Consider the following 17,338-nt stretch of genomic DNA (forward strand, 5'->3'; position numbering starts at 1 on the left):
AGAAATTATATTCACATAGCACATGGCAGAAAGTATGACTATTTTGATCGCTGAGGACAGCTCTGTTATCCTGAACCTGACCAAGAAGATCCTAGAACTACAGAACTATAAGATTCTGGTAGCTAAAAATGGCGGAGAGGTTATAAAGCAGGTAGAATCAAACAAAATCGATGCAATTTTAATGGACCTGAACATACCTGTTAAAAGCGGTATGGATTGCACCAAAGAAATTCGCGCACACGAAAACCCAGAGATCTCTCAAATTCCGATCATAGCTGTAACTGGCAATGCCAACAACTATAGCATGGATGATTTTAAAGCTGCAGGTATCAATGACTACCTGCCTAAGCCATTGGATTTTGACCTGCTGGTAAAGACAGTTAAGAAGCACACTATTAAGTAAATGGAGTTAAAGTACACACGGCCATTTCTAAGCAAGTTGGAGGATATTTTTGCAGAATCGGATTTTGTACTGCGCTATGAAAAAGGCAGCTTCAAAGCCGGTTATTGTGTGCTGAAAGATATGAAAGTGGCAGTAGTGAACAAGTACTACAGCCTGGAAGGCAAAATAAATTGCCTGTACGATATCCTCCGTACTATTTCAGTGGATGAAAGCCGACTGAGTGAAAAAACCAGGAAGCTTTATCTGGAAATCTGCAATCAGGAGAACGTCAATTGAAAATAACATTACTAGGCACAGGCACCTCGCAAGGCGTACCGGTCATCGGGTGCACTTGCGAGGTTTGCCGGTCTGTAGACTACCGCGATAAGCGACTTCGTGTTTCCGTACACCTGGAGGTGGATGGCAAGAGTATCATTATTGATTCTGGCCCCGATTTCAGGCAGCAGGTACTGCGTGAGCGTATCACCAAGCTTGATGCACTTGTGTTTACGCATGAGCATAAAGACCACACAGCGGGACTTGATGACATACGTGCCTATAATTTCCTGCAGCGCAAAGACATGCCGCTGTTTGCCGAAGAGCGTGTCCTGAACCAGCTGAAGCAGGAGTTCTCCTATATTTTCTCAGACTATAAGTATCCGGGTATACCACAGGTACAACTGCACCCCATCACCAACACGCCATTTGAAGTAGAGGGAATTCTTTTCACTCCTATTCGGGTGATGCACTACAAGTTACCTGTTTTCGGGTTTCGTATAGGAGACTTCAGCTACATTACGGATGTTAACTTTATCTCTGAGGAAGAACTAGACAAGGTGAGAGGTTCTAAGGTAATTGTGCTGGATGCCCTGCGCCACGAGCCGCATATTTCACACTTCTCCCTTCAGGAGGCCGTTGAGATATTGCAGGAACTAAAGCCTGAGAAAGCGTACTTAACGCATATCAGCCACCTGATGGGCCTACACCGTGAAGTAGAAGAAATGCTGCCTGATTTTATCCACCCAGGTTACGACGGCCAGCAAATAGAACTATAGCACCTGCTGAGAATTGAAAATTCAGAATCAAAAATTATAAATGACGAGCATCGGGTATGTAGGGCTGAAAATTCGTAATTCGTAATTCGTAATTCGTAATTCGTAATTCGTAATTCGTAATTCGTAATTCTAAACGTGCATCTCAATTACTATTTTATACGACAGCTAACAAATGCCCTGCGCCCAACACTACTGGGATTGCAGGCCATTACTGCGTTTAGCCAAAACAAGGACGAGCTGATACTAGGCTTTGCCGGCCAGGATAAGGAAGTATACGTCCGGGCACAGTTGTCTTCTCATTTCACCTCTCTCTCCTTTCCCTCCGACTTTAGAAGAGCACGCGCCAACAGTGTAGAGCTGATGCAGGAAATGCAGGGGCAAACTGTTCAAGAGGTGGTGCAGCATTTAAACGAACGTAGTTTCTACCTATCACTCTCCAACAACTATATACTGCTTTTCAAGCTTTTCGGCAACAGATCCAACATCGTGCTTTACAAGCAGAAAGAGGCAGTTGAGCTGTTCCAGCATAAGTTTGCTGCCGATGCCGAACTGGCTCCCTTACAGATGGATCGCCAGCTGCAGCAGAATTTTGAGGCTTTTGCGGCGGCAAACGGAAACCTGCGCAAAATTTACCCCACTTTCGGAGATTTACCTCCCTTGTACCTCGAAAAGCAAAACTACAGCACAGCCAGTTTAGAGGCAAAGTGGGAAATGGTGCAAAACATGCTGGAAGTGCTGGAGAGCCCGGATGCATACTACATCATTCGTTTAGAGGGAAAACTACGGCTATCACTCTTGCCGATGGGTGATATTTTGCATACCTACTCCGACCCGATAGAGGCACAAAATAGCTACACCCGCTTATACTTATCTGAAACGGGTTTTGAACGGCAGTACGAACAGGCAAAGCAGCAGTTGGAGCGCAAGCGGCATGTGACGCAAACCGTTATGGACCAAAGTGCAAAGAAGCTGCAGGAGTTGCGCCACGATCGCTCCTACTCCCAGACTGCTGATGTGCTTATGGCAAACCTTACCAATATACCCCCACGGGCTACAGAAGTAACCCTCTATGACTTCTACACCGACCAATCCCGCACCTATAAGCTAAAGCAGACCGAATCGCCGCAGAAGGCTGCTGAGCGCGTTTACCGTAAAGCAAAAAACCAACATGTGGAGGTAAAGCAGCTGGAAGAAAAAGTGGAAAGAAAGCTGGAGGAGCTTATTGTACTGGAAGATGCGTTGCAGTCGCTGGCAGAGGTGCAGGATTACAAACAGCTAAAGCTATACTTACGCGACTATAACCACTTGCTCGGCAGCAAACAGCAGGAACAGCAGCAAATTCCTTTCCGGGTCTTTGAGAGCGAAGGCTTTAAAATACTGGTAGGCAAAAGCGCCCGCAACAACGATGAGCTAACACAACGCCATACGTACAAAGAAGATATCTGGCTCCATGCCAAAGATGTTTCAGGGTCTCATGTAATTATAAAGCACCAAGCTGGCAAAACTGTTCCTGCTACCGTACTCGAAAAAGCGGCCAAACTTGCAGCTTTCTACAGTAAGCGCAAATCAGACAGCCTATGCCCTGTTATGTATACGCCAAAAAAATGGGTACGTAAGCCTAAAGGGTCTGCCCCAGGTGCCGTAGTAGTGGAGCGCGAGCAAGTGATGCTGGTGCAGCCGGAGAATCCTTTTGCGTCCTCAGCTAAATAGCTTTAGATACTAGCATCAGGACCTAGGACTTTCCCTGTTCCAGTGCCTGTATACTCTTTCTCTACTTATACGCACACCCTCTTATACTTCTAACCCTGAAAGGGACGCCTATAAAAACAAAAAAGCCCCATTCAGTTAAGAATAGAGCTTTTGATGTGCGCGCGGGGAGATTCGAACTCCCACACCCGAAGGCACCACCCCCTCAAGATGGCGTGTCTACCAATTTCACCACGTGCGCAGGTAAAATGTGGATGCAAAAGTAAAGAGGGGTTTTGAATATTCCAAAGACAGTCTCTTAAAATTTACGCCTTCCCATTTTTCATCTTCAAAAGCTGTTAAAGAAGAACCAACGCCTACGAGTTATTGTTAGCCTTACAAATTTCAGCCTTTTAGAGGAATCAGTAAAATTTATAAACAACAGCGGCACTATTTAGCTTTATATTAAGAAGCCGCTACAATTTTACACTATTCTATGTACCTGCTGTACAAGAATATACGCACCCTATTTACATTAAAGGGCATTGTAAAAGATGAAGTATGAGTATAGAGATAAGGGGATTATCGAAGGTTTTCGGCAAAAAGCCTGTACTGCAGGATATAGATGTCACCATTGCACCTGGCCAGATCTACTGCCTGCTTGGTAAAAATGGCGTGGGCAAAAGCACGTTTCTTAACTGCATTCTGGATTTAGTAAAGCCCGGAAGCGGCAGCATTAGCCTTTTCGGAAAAGATTACCACAAGCACCAGCTAGAGGTAAAACAGAACCTAGGAGCCTTATGCGAAGACAATCCCCTTATCGAGGAATTTTCAGGTATCGAGTACCTCACCTTCATATCTAAGTTGTATGGGTTATCTCCTTCAGATGCTGAAACGCGTATCAACAGCCTGGTCAACTACTTCTTTACGGATAAAGAATCGTTGCACAAAAATGTAGGGGGCTACTCTACCGGCATGAAAAAAAAGGTAGGCATAGCCGCTGCTATGCTTCACAAGCCACAGGTGCTGCTGCTGGATGAGCCGTTTACCGGACTTGACCCTATTGCTGCACAATTGCTGGTGCAACTCATTAGGAGCTACCGCAGCCCCGAGCGTGTTATACTTATTTCGTCTCACGACCTGAATTATGTTGAGAAAATAGCCACACACATTGGCGTTCTGAACGATGGCAGGTTGATGTATAATGGCTCGCTGCAAGAGTTCACTATGAACGGAGAACACCTGATAGACCAGGCGCTGTTTCAGCTACTGCTACCGCACCACAATCCTGAAACTAACCTGGACTGGATGTTTTCTTAACAGTCTATTCCGATTGCTAAGAAAGTCCCTTCAAACAAATCAACCCATCGCCTCTGCCTTTTACCTGAATCACATGGACCTGATCTTATTTTGTTGCCGTGCCCGCATCAAAAACTTTTTTAACCAAAAAAGCCTTAAGAACGTGTGGCTGCTAATGCTGGGCGTGGTGCTGGCAGGCGTCTATAGCTGGATATTTGCCTTTTTGCTTCGTCAGGCACACCAGGGCCATTTATCTTTGAATACTCATCAGGTGCTGGAGTATGCCAACTTGTTTTTGCTGGCTATTATCATTTTAAAAGGTTTTTTCCCGGCTTATGTTCCCAAATCAAACCTGATTCCTCCAATTTACCCCATATCGGCTTTACAGCGCTTCCGCACAGAACTACTCGTCGAGCTGGTGTCTCCGTTTTACTTTGTACTGCTTAATTTCCTGTTCCTGCTTTATTTATCTTCTTCGCATTATACAGGGCTTCATTTTCTGCAGAGCATACTGGTTTTAATTACTGCACATGTTACGTTGCGCTCGCTGCAGCTGTTTGTGGAGCGTAAAATGCGGTGGCGAAGTATAAACTTTTATTCTGCGGTTGTCATGGCCTTAGCGTTTATTGCCTTGCAGGCACGTGTGCCTATGTTTAGGCCAGTGGCAGACTGGTGGATGCTGGCAGTAAACATAGCTGCGCTTGGTTTCTTTGTTTCTGCCAACTTTCTGCTGGAGCTAGCTGCTGCAGAACCCCGTTCAAAAGAAGTAAACCATCATGCTGGTGCCCGCAGGAGTCTTAACTGGCGCCTGTTTAAAAACCATAAGCTGGTAAAGCAGATGCTCATTTTTGGCTTAGTGTTCAAGATTGTCATTTTGGGACTGGATGCATTCGTGTATGTACACAAAGAGAAGCACATTTTAGATGAAATCTCCACGCTCTGGCTATTTGTAGGTCCGCTTATTATCTACTCCTATGTATTTAATAACCTATGGGGCTTTTACCGTAATGTGTGGCTATCCATAGAGCGCTCAAGTAATAAAGCGGGAGATTTGATAAAGTTTACGCTGCAACTGCTGTGCCTCCCCCTCCTGCTGGATGCCGCAATCACGTTTGTGTATGTAGCTTTATTTAATCAGCAGCAAGCGCTCTTCACCGTTTGGATATATGTAGGCGGTATCCTATTGCTTACCCCTTTAAGCATTGTAGCTTCCATTACAAGCCCTAAAACTGTAAAAGGCGGTCTTTTCAGCTTCAGCTCTAAAACGTCAACGCTGTTTAACTTTCTATCAATCGGTCTTTTTGGAATGCTGTTTTTGCCTATCCTACACCCCCTCCTTTACCTGCTTTACCCGCTTTTGATAGGCGGCGCTATGTTTGCAATGGTAGCCGTGTTAAAAGAGTATCCGAAGTATAAGTATAAATTGTTTGAAGTACATTTTAAGGCAGACTAGACTCCTGCCTCAGCTCCTATGTGCTTAATCCTGTAAGGGTTTGCTAGCATGGCCAATAATACCCCTCCTGAAAAAACTGCTTCAACTTTTCATAGGCTTGGCAGGTTAGGGGTTTTAATTTTTACCTAGAAGATGATTCGATGCTAAAGCCTTATAAACCTGATGCACTAAGAAAGGCTTGAGAGGGATAGTAGTGGGGTTAAATAAAAAAAGCCACTCGTTTAAGAGTGGCTTTTTGTGATCCCGCTGGGATTCGAACCCAGGACCCATACATTAAAAGTGTATTGCTCTACCAGCTGAGCTACAGAATCGGTACTATGTTTGTTTCCCTATTGGGAGTGCAAAGATAAAAGCTTATTTCAGAATTTCAAAATTATTTTTTCTTCACATGCTCACCTTCTTAGAGGAAGGAAAGAAAAAGCCTCTCGATTAGGAAAGGCTTCAGCTTTCTATTGTGATCCCGCTGGGATTCGAACCCAGGACCCATACATTAAAAGTGTATTGCTCTACCAGCTGAGCTACAGAATCTTTTTATTATCTTGCAAACTCAAAGCGTTTCCCTGAATTGCGATGCAAAACTAACATCTAAGTTTTTAAATGCAAAACATCTTATCTAAAATATCTGCCTTTCTAGTTATTTTTTTGGCAGTTTTACCGGAACCGTCTTACGCTCAAGCAGATAATTTAACACTAGCTAAAGCAGATTCTTTGTTTCTGACGCAGTACTATTCCGAAGCTTTCGAATTATACGAGCAGATACTAGAAGAGGAGCAGTATTATTCCCCGCAAATGCTTCTAAAGATGGCTTATATCAAAGAGGGCTTGCACGACTACACCGATGCCATGTACTACCTGCACATGTTTTATACCAAAGAGCCCAGCAGGTCTACGCTTAAAAAGATGGAGGAGCTTGCTCAGGTGCATCGCCTGCAAGGGTATGAGTACAGCGATTTACAGTTTTTTAAAACACAGTTCAGCAAATATTACATGCGCCTGCTGGAGGCCATGCTTTTAATTGCCGTTGTTACAGTAACCGTCGTGCTGATTTTACTGCGCAGGGGGCGTCGCTTTGATAAGCCTTTTAAAATCGGGCTAACCGTATACCTGCTGTTTATACTTTACTATGTCAACTTCCTGAGTTTGGGAGAGGCAGGCATTATCCGAAACGACCATGTAGCCATCATGTCAGCCCCTTCAGCGGGCGCCAACTGGATGGCCACGGCATCTCAAGGACATAAAGTACCCATCACGGGCGAGCAGGATATTTGGTATGAGATAAAATGGAAAGGCGAAAAAGCCTATATACGCAAAAGCAACTTACTGGAACTGCCGTAGTTATTCTAACAAAAGGCCAATCTGACAAAAGACAAAGGACAATAGAATAAAAGACTTATTCTATCTCAAATCTTTAGCGCAAGCAGGAAGCTCAAAAGCTCCTTTGTCTTTTGTCTAAAAGTCCTTTATCTAGTTTTTCTTCAGCGGAGAGTCTTTCTCCTTAGCCATTACATCGTACACCAGCTTATCTGCCAGGCTTGGGAACAGTTTGTTAACCCATACCGCCAGCTTCCCTTGTGTCGTCATTACCAGGTCGCGTTTGCGCTTGATGGTGGCATGAAGGATGCGGTCTGCCACTTCCTCGGCGCTCATCATCTTCCCTTCTTCTCGTGGCGTTTCCCCTTGCTGCTGCCCATCTGCTGCCAGCGCTGTATTCCGGATATTGGAAGCAGTAAAGCCCGGGCATGCTAGCAGCACGTGCACGCCGGAATACAGCAGCTCGGTACGCAGCGTTTCCAGAAAGCCATGCATGGCAAACTTAGAGGCCGAATAGCCTGTGCGAGCGGGTAAACCACGGTAGCCTGCTATCGAAGAAACACCTACAATAGAACCCTTTGCTGCCTTAATGTGTGGCAAGGCAAACTTTGTAGTATAAACTGTTCCCCAGAAATTTGTATCCATCAGCTTTCGCAGCACCTCCAGGTCCAGGTCCTCAAACAGCGCCCGCATTGATATACCAGCATTGTTGATGAGCACATCCAGCTTCCCATACCGGGCAATAGTTTGTGCTACCATTTGCTGGCATTGCTCCTCCACACTTACATCAGCCTGAATTGGTAGGTTATCAATGCCAGCAGCCTGAAGCTCTGCAGCAGTCTGCTCCAGCCCCTGCGGATTGCGGCCGGAAAAGGCCACCTTTGCCCCTGCCCTGCCAAAAGAAAAAGCCAATGCTTTGCCTATTCCTGATGTGCCACCTGTAATGAGGACTACTTTATCTTTCATGTGCTTCCTGTTTCTATCCTGAAAATCCCTGCAAATATAAGTTTTCTGACGGATTGACCGTCACCTGCCTGTGCACAACCACTGCTTACGCTTAACCTTGTATATTATGTCTCTTTAAAATTTTGTAATTTTGCAGCACTGTGAGAAATAAGAGCAAGAAGCCGAAATTCGAAATACTCGAAAATATCAAAATCGAGGAAATGGTGGCCGAAGGTAAATGCCTGGCACGCCATAATAATATGGTGATTTTTGTGGCTGGCGTAGCACCCGGCGACGTAGTAGACCTGCGCATCACCCGTAAGAAAAAAAGTTTTCTAGAGGCGGAGGCTGTAGCCTTCCATTCGCTGTCTGATTTGCGTGTGCAGCCTTTCTGCGAGCATTTTGGCACCTGTGGCGGCTGTAAGTGGCAACACATAGGCTACGATACTCAGTTATACTTTAAACAAAAGCAGGTAAAAGATAACCTGGAGCGCATAGGCAAAGTGCCGCTGCCCGAATTCGATCCTATACTTGCCTCTGGTAAAACACGCTATTACCGTAACAAGCTGGAGTATACTTTCTCTAATAACGGTTGGCTAACCAAAGAGCAGATTAGCTCTGGGGAGGAATTTGACCGCAACGCCCTTGGTTTTCATATACCGGGCCGGTTTGATAAAATACTCGACATCAAGCATTGCTACCTGCAGCCTGATCCTTCTAATGCGATTCGTCTGGAGGTAAAGAACTACGCCCGCGAAAACAACCTGCCCTTTATCGATCTTGTGAAGCATGTGGGTTACATGCGCAACCTGATCATACGCACAGCCAACACAGGCGAGCTGATGGTGATTGTGCAGGTGTTTGAGGATAGACCAGAAGAGATGAAAGCGCTGATGGAGCACTTAGCTACTACCTTTCCAGAGATTACTTCGCTACAGTATGTGGTTAACTCCAAAGGCAATGAAACATTCCATGACCTGGAGGTAGTTTGCTATAAAGGCTTGCCGTATATACACGAAGACATGGAAGGCATTAAGTTTCGGGTGGGGCCAAAGTCTTTCTATCAGACCAATGCCGATCAGGCGTACGAACTTTACAAGAAGACGCGTGAGCTAGCCAACCTGACGGGCAATGAGCTTGTATACGACCTTTACACAGGCGCAGGCACCATTGCTAACTTTGTGGCCCATCAGGCGCGTGAGGTAATCGGCATAGAGTATGTGCCGAGTGCCATCGAAGATGCAAAGATCAATTCGCAGATCAACAACATCACGAACACCACGTTTTACGCAGGTGACATGAAGGATATTTTGTCTGATGAACTGATTGTACGCCACGGCCGGCCAGATGTAGTAATCACAGACCCGCCACGTGCCGGCATGCATGAGGATGTGGTAAATAAGTTGCTGGAAGTTCATCCCAACCGCATTGTATACGTAAGCTGTAACCCAGCCACGCAGGCCCGCGATGTGGAATGGCTTTCTGCCAAGTATGACGTAACCCGAGTGCAACCCGTGGACATGTTCCCGCAAACGCACCACGTAGAAAATATTGTATTGTTAACAGCTAGATAGATGTTAGACGCTAGATATTAGATGCTAGATTTTAGACTAGTGCTTCAGAACAGAACTTCTAGTTCTTTTGCGTCATTATGAATTATGATTACAAAGTCTAAATTCTAACACCTAACGTCTAGTATCTCAAAAAGAAGTATGGAAAACGATCCGGAACTGAACGGTAAATATCTCGGTACTATTTCAAAGGATTTTGTAGTGGTAGCCGAAACGCTGAAAGAAGCATCCTATCAGGTGCGTAAGCGTAAGATTTCTGATTTCCCGATTTTTGTGTTCAGTCGTACGCAGCTGCCGGTTGGCTCTGTGTTTCTGGCCAAAGAAGAAGCAGCACTGGAGTGGCACATCAACGCCTCTTACCTGGAGGATTTTGTGAGCCGCCAACTGGTTGTAGAAGAAAAGGAAGAAGAGTTTAAAGCTGCTTACAAAGACCCCGATGAGTACTGCTGCTTATTCGTAGTAGACGGCGACTTCCAGAACTTTGTGTTTATTCCGTTTCCGGAAGATTGAGTTTAGATACTAGACATTAGATTTTAGACGCTAGACTTTTTCATGAATTAGCAGTAACAGAAAAACAAAAGAGGAAGCCTTAGGGCTTCCTCTTTTGTTTTAGTCTAAAGTCTAGAATCTAATATCTAGCGCCTTAAAAGTGGCTCCACCCCTGCGCTTTTAACGGAAACACCTGACCAGATTTGGTGGCAAGGTTTACACCTTCGCTTTCTTCGGTAATGCTGCCGATGATGGTAATATCGGGGTGGTTTTTCAGTTCATCGTAAGCAGCGAGAGGCACTGTAAAGAGCAGTTCATAATCTTCGCCGCCGTTCATGATGCAGGTAAGCGGATCAATGTTAAACTCCACAGCCGTTTCCAGCATCTGGCTGTCGGCTGGCAAGTTATCTTTGTATACAACGGCTCCCACCTTAGACTGGCTACAGATGTGAAATAACTCAGAAGCCAGTCCATCGGAAATATCAATCATAGCGGTTGGTTTAATGCCACGCTCGCGCAGGTCGTAGATCACGTCCATGCGGGCCTCCGGGCGCAACTGCCGACCTACAATATACTGCTTGTCATCCAGCTCCGGCTGCATATCCGGGTTAGCGATAAAAGCTTGCTTCTCGCGTTCCAAAATCTGTAAGCCCATATAAGCCGCTCCCAAGTCGCCGGTTACGCAAACCAGGTCATTTACTTTTGCTCCGCTGCGGTATACTACCTGCTCGGACGTAGTCTCTCCTATGGCGGTTATACTTATAATCAAGCCTGAATTAGAGGAGGTGGTATCGCCGCCAACAAGGTCTACTTTATAGTTGTCGCAGGCTAGCTTAATGCCTTCATACAGCTCTTCTACCGCCTCTACTGTAAAGCGCGCGCCTACCGCTATATTAACCGTAATCTGTGTGGGTGTGGCATTCATAGCCGCAATATCAGACACGTTTACAGCGACAGCTTTATAGCCAAGGTGTTTCAGCGGACAAAAAGTCAAATCGAAATGCACCCCCTCCAGCAGCATGTCTGACGAGACAACCAACTGCTTCTGCTTCGGCTCCAGCACAGCCGCATCATCGCCAATACCTTTAATGGTTGACTCCTGCTGTAGCGTAATTTTCTCTTTGATCATTCGGATCAGCCCGAACTCTCCTACTTTGTTCAATGGGGTATAATCACTCATAGTTATGTCTGTTTAGCTTGGCAAAGATACAAAATTTGATAGTGTGATGGAGGTGCTGCTTTTATGACACTGCTTTGGGTTTATAATAGTAGCTGTGCTTTAGTTGTAGTACCGCCCCTACCCCTCCATACTTAAGGAGGGGAGTCTGTAAATGCCGCTTCTTAGGTACAAGCGCTGTAGGTAAGCTATTCAGGAGAACCCACCCCAGCCCCTCCGAGGAGGGGAATCAGTTTAAGCTCCGTCAGCCGTGTCTACTGAAAGCTTTCCCAGTCCTTGGGTTGAGCGCCTTGTAGAGTTCCGGTGCCGCGCGAGCGGCAGCCGTTAGGCAGGAAGGCTACACAGCGCGATGCCCGAGGACGAGGCCCCGCTCATATAGGGCCCCTACCCCAGCCGTAAGCGCCCCAAAGTATAAAGTGAAACAATTGGCATTTGAGAGCTAGAGGATGAACAGAAACTAGAAAGGCTAGCTTGGCTGAGGTCGCAGGAAGCAGAAGGTAGCAACTATATCTTTTCAAATCAGCCGTAGTATAAACTTAATAACAGGACACGAGCTGCAAGCTCGCACCAGCAGGGGCAGTCGGAGGACACAAGCGGGCTTTTGCGCCATGTACAGCCAGATATACTACGGACAAGTACAACAGCTACTACACTTATTCCTATCCTTAAAACTCCACTACAAAAGCCCCAGAATCAGCAACATCATAATAAGCTATACCCAGCGTATCTAACTGCTGGTGCAAACGCTTACGATACCAAGGCGCACTAGAAGCATCAAGTATGATTTTATCAAACCTATACTCCTGTAGCTCCTCCGGCTTTACCCGCACATTCTGGCGGAGCAGCAGGTAATCTACCGCAAAACCCGGCTTGGGCTTTAGTTTAGGCGGGTGAGAAAGGATAAGCCAGCGCTGCCCCTGCCATACCAGCAGCTGATTACTATCCGGAAGTATGATAAGTGACGTTAAGCCAAGGCTATCACCCATTAGAGAACTTATCTTTGGCTCCTGCACACCTACCTGCCATAAGTGCGGCTGCACGTTAAAGGTGAAGTTGCTGTAGTTATACAGCAAAGCTGAATCAGCTAAAAGCACCGCCTGCTGCCCCTGCACTAAACCTATACCTGTACTACCGCGCACACTATAGATTAACAGTTGCTTCTGATTTTGCTGTTGCTGCGCCTCCACTATTTCCTGCACGGCAAGTATGGCTACAACACCTACAGCTATACTTAGGTAACGGAGCTTGTTAAACGCCAGGAATAGTATAAAAGCAAAGAGCAAGGCGTAGAGAAGAAGAACCTGCAGTAGTGTAATATCGATGCCGTTGATGAGCGCCTGTGGCCAACCTTGCACCCACAGGTTAAAGTCGTTCATGAGGTAAGTAAGCACCAGGTGCAGGCCGAAAAGCCAATCACTCACCACCGGAATCCAACTGAATAGCAAAGCCACTACACCCGAATACAGCACCAGCGTTGCCAGTGGCACCACCACAATGTTTGCCAGCCAAAAGTACATCGGGAACTGATGGAAATAATACAGCCCCAGTGGCAGCGTAGCCAGTTGCGCTGCTATAGCCACTGTAAAGTAAGCCCAGATAAAATCAAGTATGAAGTTGTCGATCTCCAGTAGCCGGTAAAGCTTGGGCTGGATGTACACTATGCCCAGCACCGCCAGGAAAGACAGCTGAAAACCCACCTCCAGCAGGTTATAAGGGTTCCAGAACAGCAACCCTAGTGCAGCAACTGACACAGTATTATACACAACGGTGCGACGTTTCAGGGCTAGGCCCACCGTTACCAAACTAAACATAAGCACCGCCCGCAGTACCGAAGGCGACAAGCCAGTAATGAATGCATACAGCCATAGTATAGCCAGCACAAGTATAGCACCAGCCCAACGTTGCCGTGCAGAGCTGTTAAACTTTGCCAGCACCAGCATCAATAAAGTATAGATCAGGCCCACATGCAGCCCCGACACCGCCAGCACATGCATCGTGCCCGTATCGGCGTAGGCCTGCCGGATGCTGTTGTCTAATTCATCTTTCACACCAAGTATAAGAGCCGAGGCAATGGCGTATTCCCGCTTCTCCCCTATCCGCTCCCGCAGTACCTCATCCAGGTTTCGTCGAAGCTGTATGCTATAGTATAAAACAGGATTGGCAGGTTCGGAACCAAGCTTATGAAACTGAAACGATGGCAGGTAATGCCGGAAATGTATGCCTTTGTTGGCCAGGTATTTTCGGTAGTCGAACTGGTTGGGGTTGAGCGGTGGCGCTACTTCCTGCCGAGCACCTTTTATAAGCAGTACATCCCCATACTTCAGTTCGTATTCTTCTTCAGAATCATGAGGCACTGATAACTGCACTTTTCCTGTTGCCCTTTGCCACTGGCCGTTTACCTGAACCTGCTCAACCGCCAATACGGTGCTTTGATAGCCTGGTTTTTGCAGCACATAATCATCCACCACACCTACGTAATAAGCAGGTGCAGTTGGTAAATGGCTTAAGTGTGCAGGCTGGTATACTTGGGTGCGCTGCTGCGTCATAAAATAGCCAAACACCACAAACGTTAGCGTTGCCACGACACCCGCCACATCGGTTGCGAAAACAGTTTTATACTTGCGGCTAAGGATGAAAGCCAGTACAAACAGGGCAAAGAAAAAGGCAGGCAATCCGGGTGCTAACCCTTCCTGCCTGCCAAATATCAGGTACAATAAAATACCAAGTATAAAACTCAGCGCGACGCGCACAACCGGATATGGCGCCCACCGCAGCATCAGCCTTTATAGGTCATTTTATAGTGCTGTATGTCGCACTCCGTGAACAGATCGCCTTCGGTCTCAAAACCGTGGCGCTTGTAAAAGTTAACAGCCGGTAGCTGCGCGTGCAGGTAAATCTTCTGCTGCGGTTGCTCGGCCTGTACATCCTCCAGCACCGCCTGCAGCACCTTGGCTCCTACATTTTTATTTCGGTATTCTGGCAGCACCGCAAAGCGCTCCAGCTTTACACCATTCTCTGTTTTGCGCCAGCGCGCGGCTCCGCAGGGCATACTATCATATGTGGCTAAGTAATGGTGCGCAGTTGGCTCGTGCTGGTCGTACTCGGCATCACCGGGCACTTTCTGCTCCTGCACAAATACTCTCTCACGTATGGCAAAAGCAGCTTTAAGGTCCTGCTCGTTATCAATGCGTTTCAGCTCAATCATAAGTATAAAAACGTAGAGACGCCTTTACGCGCCTCTACTTTATCATCAATAAGTATAAAATGCCGTTACTCTTCCTGCTTGGCGGCTTTCGTAGTTTTAGAGGCGGCACGCTTGCGTGGAGCAGGTTTAGCTGGCTCCTTGGCGGCCTCTTCTTTCTCTTTAGCCTCTTCGCGGGCAGTACGCTTATCTGTATCCAGCTTGTCGTAAGCCTTAATGATGTCGCGTACCAACCTGTGGCGCACTACGTCTTCGGCACTCATTTCAACAAAGCCGATACCTTTCACACCACGAAGTATGTTCAGCGCCTCCATTAAACCAGAGCGTTGGTTACGTGGCAAATCAATCTGCGACCAGTCACCGTTTACCATCAGCTTGGCTGTCGGGCCCATACGGGTCAGGAACATCTTCATCTGCGCAGGCGTGGTGTTCTGAGCCTCATCCAGCAGCACAAAAGCATTGTTCAGCGTACGGCCACGCATATAGGCCAGCGGCGCAATCTCAATGATCTTGTTATCCTGGTAGTATTTCAGTTTTTCCACCGGAATCATATCCTCCAGCGCATCGTAGATTGGGCGCAGATAAGGGTCCACCTTGTCCTTCATATCACCCGGCAAGAAACCAAGGCTCTCGCCTGCCTCTACCACTGGTCTGGAGATGATGATCTTCTTAACTTCCTTGTTCTTCAGCGCCCGCACCGCCAACGCTACCGAAACGTATGTTTTACCAGTACCGGCAGGCCCAAGCGCAAATACCAGGTCATTCTTCTCTACCGCATCCACCAGCTTTTGCTGGTTAGGAGTTTTGGCTTTGATAATGCCGCCCTTGCTACCATACACGATCACGTCCGGTGAGGTAGCGATAACCTCTTCGTCAGTAATGGCATCGGCAGAAAGATATCTATTTACGCTGTTATGCGTAATCTTTCCAAACTTATGGTAATGGTCTATAAGTGATGAAAGTATTTCGTGGATTTTGGTGATTTCGGGCGTTTGGCCCTGAATCATAATCTCGTTTCCTCTGGAAATGATTTTGCTGCTCGGAAAGGCCGCTGCAAGCTGTTTTATGTTTTGATTCTCTGTCCCCAAAAAATCAATCAGAGAAACATTCTCTAGTGTTATTACTTTCTCAACCAAATGATTATCCTCGTATATAGTAGGTTAGGAATATTTTCTTTAATTTAACTAAAATCTATATTGTATTACAAATCTATCCAAATTATAGTTCGTGTATGGCTGTAATTACGTTTTTGTCTGATTTTGGATATAATGACCACTATGTGGCGGCAGTAAAAGCCAAAATTATTTCGCAAGATCCTGATCTTAATATTGTTGACATCTCTCATGCTATTGAGCCTTACAACATTGCGCACGCTGAGTATGTTTTCGGCTCTGTATTCAATGAGTTTCCGGAAGGCACAGTACATCTGATTGCCGTAGACACCCACGGTAGCAAGTATGGCAAATACCATGCAGCAAAGTATAAAGGCCATTTCTTTTTACTGGCAGATAATGGTTTGCTTTCGCTCCTGACAGAAGGGCAGCCCGACCAGGTGGTAGAGCTGAAAACAGACTTCCCGCTGATGCCTTTTCCGGCCAAAGAACTGCTGGCTCCGGTGGCTGTATACCTGGCCAAAGGCGGTGACCTGGATATATTGGGAGAAAGCACGCAGAACTTCCGCAGGTTGATGAACCGCCAGCTGCGCCTCGGCGACCACTCCATCACCGGCCATGTGATTCATGTTGACCGCTACGGCAATCTGATCACCAACATCACCCGCGATAGCGTGGATACTATTGCGCATGGACGCACCTTTACTATACATTTTGGCCGAGAAACAGTAGGGCGCATTTATCCTAATTATAACCAGACTGAAGACGGCGACTGCTGCTGCATTTACAACAGCCAGGGCCAACTATGCATCGGTATCAACAAAGGGCACGCTGCTGAGTTACTTGGCCTGGGCTTCGACTCTCAGGTGAACGTGCGCTTTTATCCGGGGAGCTGAGGTAGTTTTGAATGAACGATTGATTCTCTTAATTTTGAATAACAGAATTCTGAATGATTGAATACTATTCGTAAGCCTACTCCTGATGACATAGTATGAAAGCAGTTGCGGCTGGCCCACAAGATCTTTCCAAGATGACAAGAAAAAAGTCACTCAATCACTCACTCAAAATTCAGTATTCAGTTATTCAAGAATCAGTTATTTAAAATAATCACATGATAATACGCATTGTCAGGATGACGTTTCAGCCGGAGAAGACTGCTGCGTTTTTAGACATATTCCGTAACTCAAAAGATAAGATTCGAGCGTTCGATGGTTGCCACCATGTAGAGCTGCTGCAAGATGTGGATCAGCCAAACGTGTATAGCACCTATAGCCATTGGGAGTCGGTAGAGCACCTGAACACCTACCGCGACTCAGAACTGTTTGGCCAAGTATGGCCGGCCACAAAAAAACTCTTTGCTGAAAAGCCACAGGCCTGGTCGCTGCAGAAAGTAACGGTGTAGTAACTTTCTTTAAGGTGTTTCCCACACTTAAAAGCCACGGGGACACCCTCATAGCACCGCCCCAGGAAAAGAGCCTCAACCTGCCTTTGCCTGGGGCGATCTCTTTCCAATCCTGCTACAGGTAAACCCCTCACAAAATAATTCTGTTTCCTGTATCAGGTTTATCAAGCATCTATCCACCTGATGGCAGCATAGTTACGTACCATTATTCAATAAATCTATAATATCATAAAAACAATCGATTTTCCCTATAA

16 protein-coding genes and 3 tRNA genes are annotated in these 17,338 nt (G+C 46.4%); 11 read left to right on the forward strand and 8 right to left on the reverse strand.

Annotated elements, in window-relative coordinates; all coding sequences use genetic code 11:
- The first annotated feature begins 22 nt into the window (after positions 1-22).
- From ACFQ2O_RS11585 to ACFQ2O_RS11600, 4 genes are all read left to right on the forward strand, one after another.
- On the forward strand, positions 23-403 hold the full coding sequence (locus tag ACFQ2O_RS11585; protein ID WP_377527618.1) for a response regulator: 381 nt from the start codon (positions 23-25) through the stop codon (positions 401-403).
- Positions 404-679, forward strand: a complete 276-nt coding sequence (locus ACFQ2O_RS11590; protein ID WP_377527620.1) for a hypothetical protein — start codon at positions 404-406, stop codon at positions 677-679.
- Positions 676-1,437, forward strand: a complete 762-nt coding sequence (locus tag ACFQ2O_RS11595; protein ID WP_377527622.1) for an MBL fold metallo-hydrolase — start codon at positions 676-678, stop codon at positions 1,435-1,437. Before ACFQ2O_RS11590 ends, ACFQ2O_RS11595 begins: the two co-directional genes overlap by 4 nt.
- A 135-nt stretch (positions 1,438-1,572) precedes the next feature.
- Positions 1,573-3,147, forward strand: a complete 1,575-nt coding sequence (locus ACFQ2O_RS11600) for an NFACT RNA binding domain-containing protein (protein ID WP_377527624.1) — start codon at positions 1,573-1,575, stop codon at positions 3,145-3,147.
- A 156-nt stretch (positions 3,148-3,303) separates the two neighbouring features.
- Here the strand turns inward: ACFQ2O_RS11600 and ACFQ2O_RS11605 are convergent.
- Positions 3,304-3,385, reverse strand: a tRNA-Leu gene (locus ACFQ2O_RS11605).
- Between the two features lie 299 nt (positions 3,386-3,684).
- Between ACFQ2O_RS11605 and ACFQ2O_RS11610 the strand changes: the two genes are divergently transcribed.
- A complete protein-coding gene (locus tag ACFQ2O_RS11610; RefSeq protein ID WP_377527626.1) occupies positions 3,685-4,443 on the forward strand; it encodes an ABC transporter ATP-binding protein in 759 nt (252 codons plus the stop codon).
- A gap of 73 nt (positions 4,444-4,516) precedes the next feature.
- Positions 4,517-5,875, forward strand: a complete 1,359-nt coding sequence (locus tag ACFQ2O_RS11615) for a hypothetical protein (RefSeq protein WP_377527628.1) — start codon at positions 4,517-4,519, stop codon at positions 5,873-5,875.
- Between the two features lie 238 nt (positions 5,876-6,113).
- Here ACFQ2O_RS11615 and ACFQ2O_RS11620 read toward each other — a convergent pair.
- Both ACFQ2O_RS11620 and ACFQ2O_RS11625 read right to left on the reverse strand, forming a co-directional pair.
- Positions 6,114-6,186: transfer RNA gene (locus ACFQ2O_RS11620), tRNA-Lys, on the reverse strand.
- A 144-nt stretch (positions 6,187-6,330) separates the two neighbouring features.
- Positions 6,331-6,403 (reverse strand) — tRNA-Lys (locus ACFQ2O_RS11625).
- A 69-nt stretch (positions 6,404-6,472) separates the two neighbouring features.
- Between ACFQ2O_RS11625 and ACFQ2O_RS11630 the strand changes: the two genes are divergently transcribed.
- Positions 6,473-7,210, forward strand: a complete 738-nt coding sequence (locus ACFQ2O_RS11630) for an SH3 domain-containing protein (RefSeq protein WP_377527630.1) — start codon at positions 6,473-6,475, stop codon at positions 7,208-7,210.
- A 129-nt stretch (positions 7,211-7,339) separates the two neighbouring features.
- Here the strand turns inward: ACFQ2O_RS11630 and ACFQ2O_RS11635 are convergent, their stop codons facing one another.
- A complete protein-coding gene (locus ACFQ2O_RS11635; RefSeq protein WP_377527632.1) occupies positions 7,340-8,152 on the reverse strand; it encodes an SDR family oxidoreductase in 813 nt (270 codons plus the stop codon).
- Positions 8,153-8,292: 140 nt separating this feature from the next.
- Between ACFQ2O_RS11635 and rlmD the strand changes: the two genes are divergently transcribed.
- Positions 8,293-9,705 (forward strand): 23S rRNA (uracil(1939)-C(5))-methyltransferase RlmD, encoded by a 1,413-nt coding sequence (gene rlmD, locus ACFQ2O_RS11640; RefSeq protein WP_377527636.1) that lies wholly within the window; start codon positions 8,293-8,295, stop codon positions 9,703-9,705.
- 138 nt (positions 9,706-9,843) lie between these two features.
- The gene (locus ACFQ2O_RS11645; RefSeq protein WP_377527639.1) at positions 9,844-10,212 is read left to right on the forward strand and encodes a hypothetical protein; all 369 of its coding nucleotides are present in this window, start codon (positions 9,844-9,846) and stop codon (positions 10,210-10,212) included.
- 133 nt (positions 10,213-10,345) lie between these two features.
- On the opposite strand, the gene thiL is transcribed toward ACFQ2O_RS11645, so the two are convergent.
- The 4 genes from thiL to ACFQ2O_RS11665 all read right to left on the reverse strand — a co-directional run bounded on the left by thiL (position 10,346) and on the right by ACFQ2O_RS11665 (position 15,706).
- Positions 10,346-11,371, reverse strand: a complete 1,026-nt coding sequence (gene thiL / locus ACFQ2O_RS11650; protein WP_377527642.1) for a thiamine-phosphate kinase — start codon at positions 11,369-11,371, stop codon at positions 10,346-10,348.
- Between the two features lie 662 nt (positions 11,372-12,033).
- On the reverse strand, positions 12,034-14,145 hold the full coding sequence (locus ACFQ2O_RS11655) for a ComEC/Rec2 family competence protein (protein WP_377527645.1): 2,112 nt from the start codon (positions 14,143-14,145) through the stop codon (positions 12,034-12,036).
- Positions 14,145-14,573: a GNAT family N-acetyltransferase gene (locus tag ACFQ2O_RS11660; RefSeq protein WP_377527648.1), complete on the reverse strand. Its 429-nt coding sequence runs from the start codon at positions 14,571-14,573 to the stop codon at positions 14,145-14,147. Before ACFQ2O_RS11660 ends, ACFQ2O_RS11655 begins: the two co-directional genes overlap by 1 nt.
- 65 nt (positions 14,574-14,638) lie before the next feature.
- A complete protein-coding gene (locus ACFQ2O_RS11665; RefSeq protein WP_377527650.1) occupies positions 14,639-15,706 on the reverse strand; it encodes a PhoH family protein in 1,068 nt (355 codons plus the stop codon).
- A 95-nt stretch (positions 15,707-15,801) separates the two neighbouring features.
- On the opposite strand from ACFQ2O_RS11665, the gene ACFQ2O_RS11670 reads away from it, so the two are divergent.
- Positions 15,802-16,578 (forward strand): SAM hydrolase/SAM-dependent halogenase family protein, encoded by a 777-nt coding sequence (locus ACFQ2O_RS11670; protein ID WP_377527653.1) that lies wholly within the window; start codon positions 15,802-15,804, stop codon positions 16,576-16,578.
- Between the two features lie 215 nt (positions 16,579-16,793).
- Positions 16,794-17,084 (forward strand): putative quinol monooxygenase, encoded by a 291-nt coding sequence (locus tag ACFQ2O_RS11675; protein ID WP_377527657.1) that lies wholly within the window; start codon positions 16,794-16,796, stop codon positions 17,082-17,084.
- Positions 17,085-17,338: the final 254 nt, after the last annotated feature.

The sequence above is a fragment of the Pontibacter rugosus genome, from assembly GCF_042678745.1.
Classification (GTDB): domain Bacteria; phylum Bacteroidota; class Bacteroidia; order Cytophagales; family Hymenobacteraceae; genus Pontibacter; species Pontibacter rugosus.

What these genes read in the sequence shown, in the direction of transcription:
- ACFQ2O_RS11675 (WP_377527657.1), top strand. Translation starts at nt 16,794, where the DNA reads ATGATAATACGCATTGTCAGGATGACGTTTCAGCCGGAGAAGACTGCT.
- ACFQ2O_RS11590 (WP_377527620.1), top strand. Translation starts at nt 404, where the DNA reads ATGGAGTTAAAGTACACACGGCCATTTCTAAGCAAGTTGGAGGATATT.
- ACFQ2O_RS11670 (WP_377527653.1), top strand. Translation starts at nt 15,802, where the DNA reads ATGGCTGTAATTACGTTTTTGTCTGATTTTGGATATAATGACCACTAT.
- ACFQ2O_RS11655 (WP_377527645.1), bottom strand. Translation starts at nt 14,145, where the DNA reads ATGCTGCGGTGGGCGCCATATCCGGTTGTGCGCGTCGCGCTGAGTTTT.
- thiL (WP_377527642.1), bottom strand. Translation starts at nt 11,371, where the DNA reads ATGAGTGATTATACCCCATTGAACAAAGTAGGAGAGTTCGGGCTGATC.
- ACFQ2O_RS11585 (WP_377527618.1), top strand. Translation starts at nt 23, where the DNA reads ATGGCAGAAAGTATGACTATTTTGATCGCTGAGGACAGCTCTGTTATC.
- ACFQ2O_RS11630 (WP_377527630.1), top strand. Translation starts at nt 6,473, where the DNA reads ATGCAAAACATCTTATCTAAAATATCTGCCTTTCTAGTTATTTTTTTG.
- ACFQ2O_RS11660 (WP_377527648.1), bottom strand. Translation starts at nt 14,573, where the DNA reads ATGATTGAGCTGAAACGCATTGATAACGAGCAGGACCTTAAAGCTGCT.
- ACFQ2O_RS11635 (WP_377527632.1), bottom strand. Translation starts at nt 8,152, where the DNA reads ATGAAAGATAAAGTAGTCCTCATTACAGGTGGCACATCAGGAATAGGC.
- ACFQ2O_RS11610 (WP_377527626.1), top strand. Translation starts at nt 3,685, where the DNA reads ATGAGTATAGAGATAAGGGGATTATCGAAGGTTTTCGGCAAAAAGCCT.
- ACFQ2O_RS11645 (WP_377527639.1), top strand. Translation starts at nt 9,844, where the DNA reads ATGGAAAACGATCCGGAACTGAACGGTAAATATCTCGGTACTATTTCA.
- ACFQ2O_RS11615 (WP_377527628.1), top strand. Translation starts at nt 4,517, where the DNA reads ATGGACCTGATCTTATTTTGTTGCCGTGCCCGCATCAAAAACTTTTTT.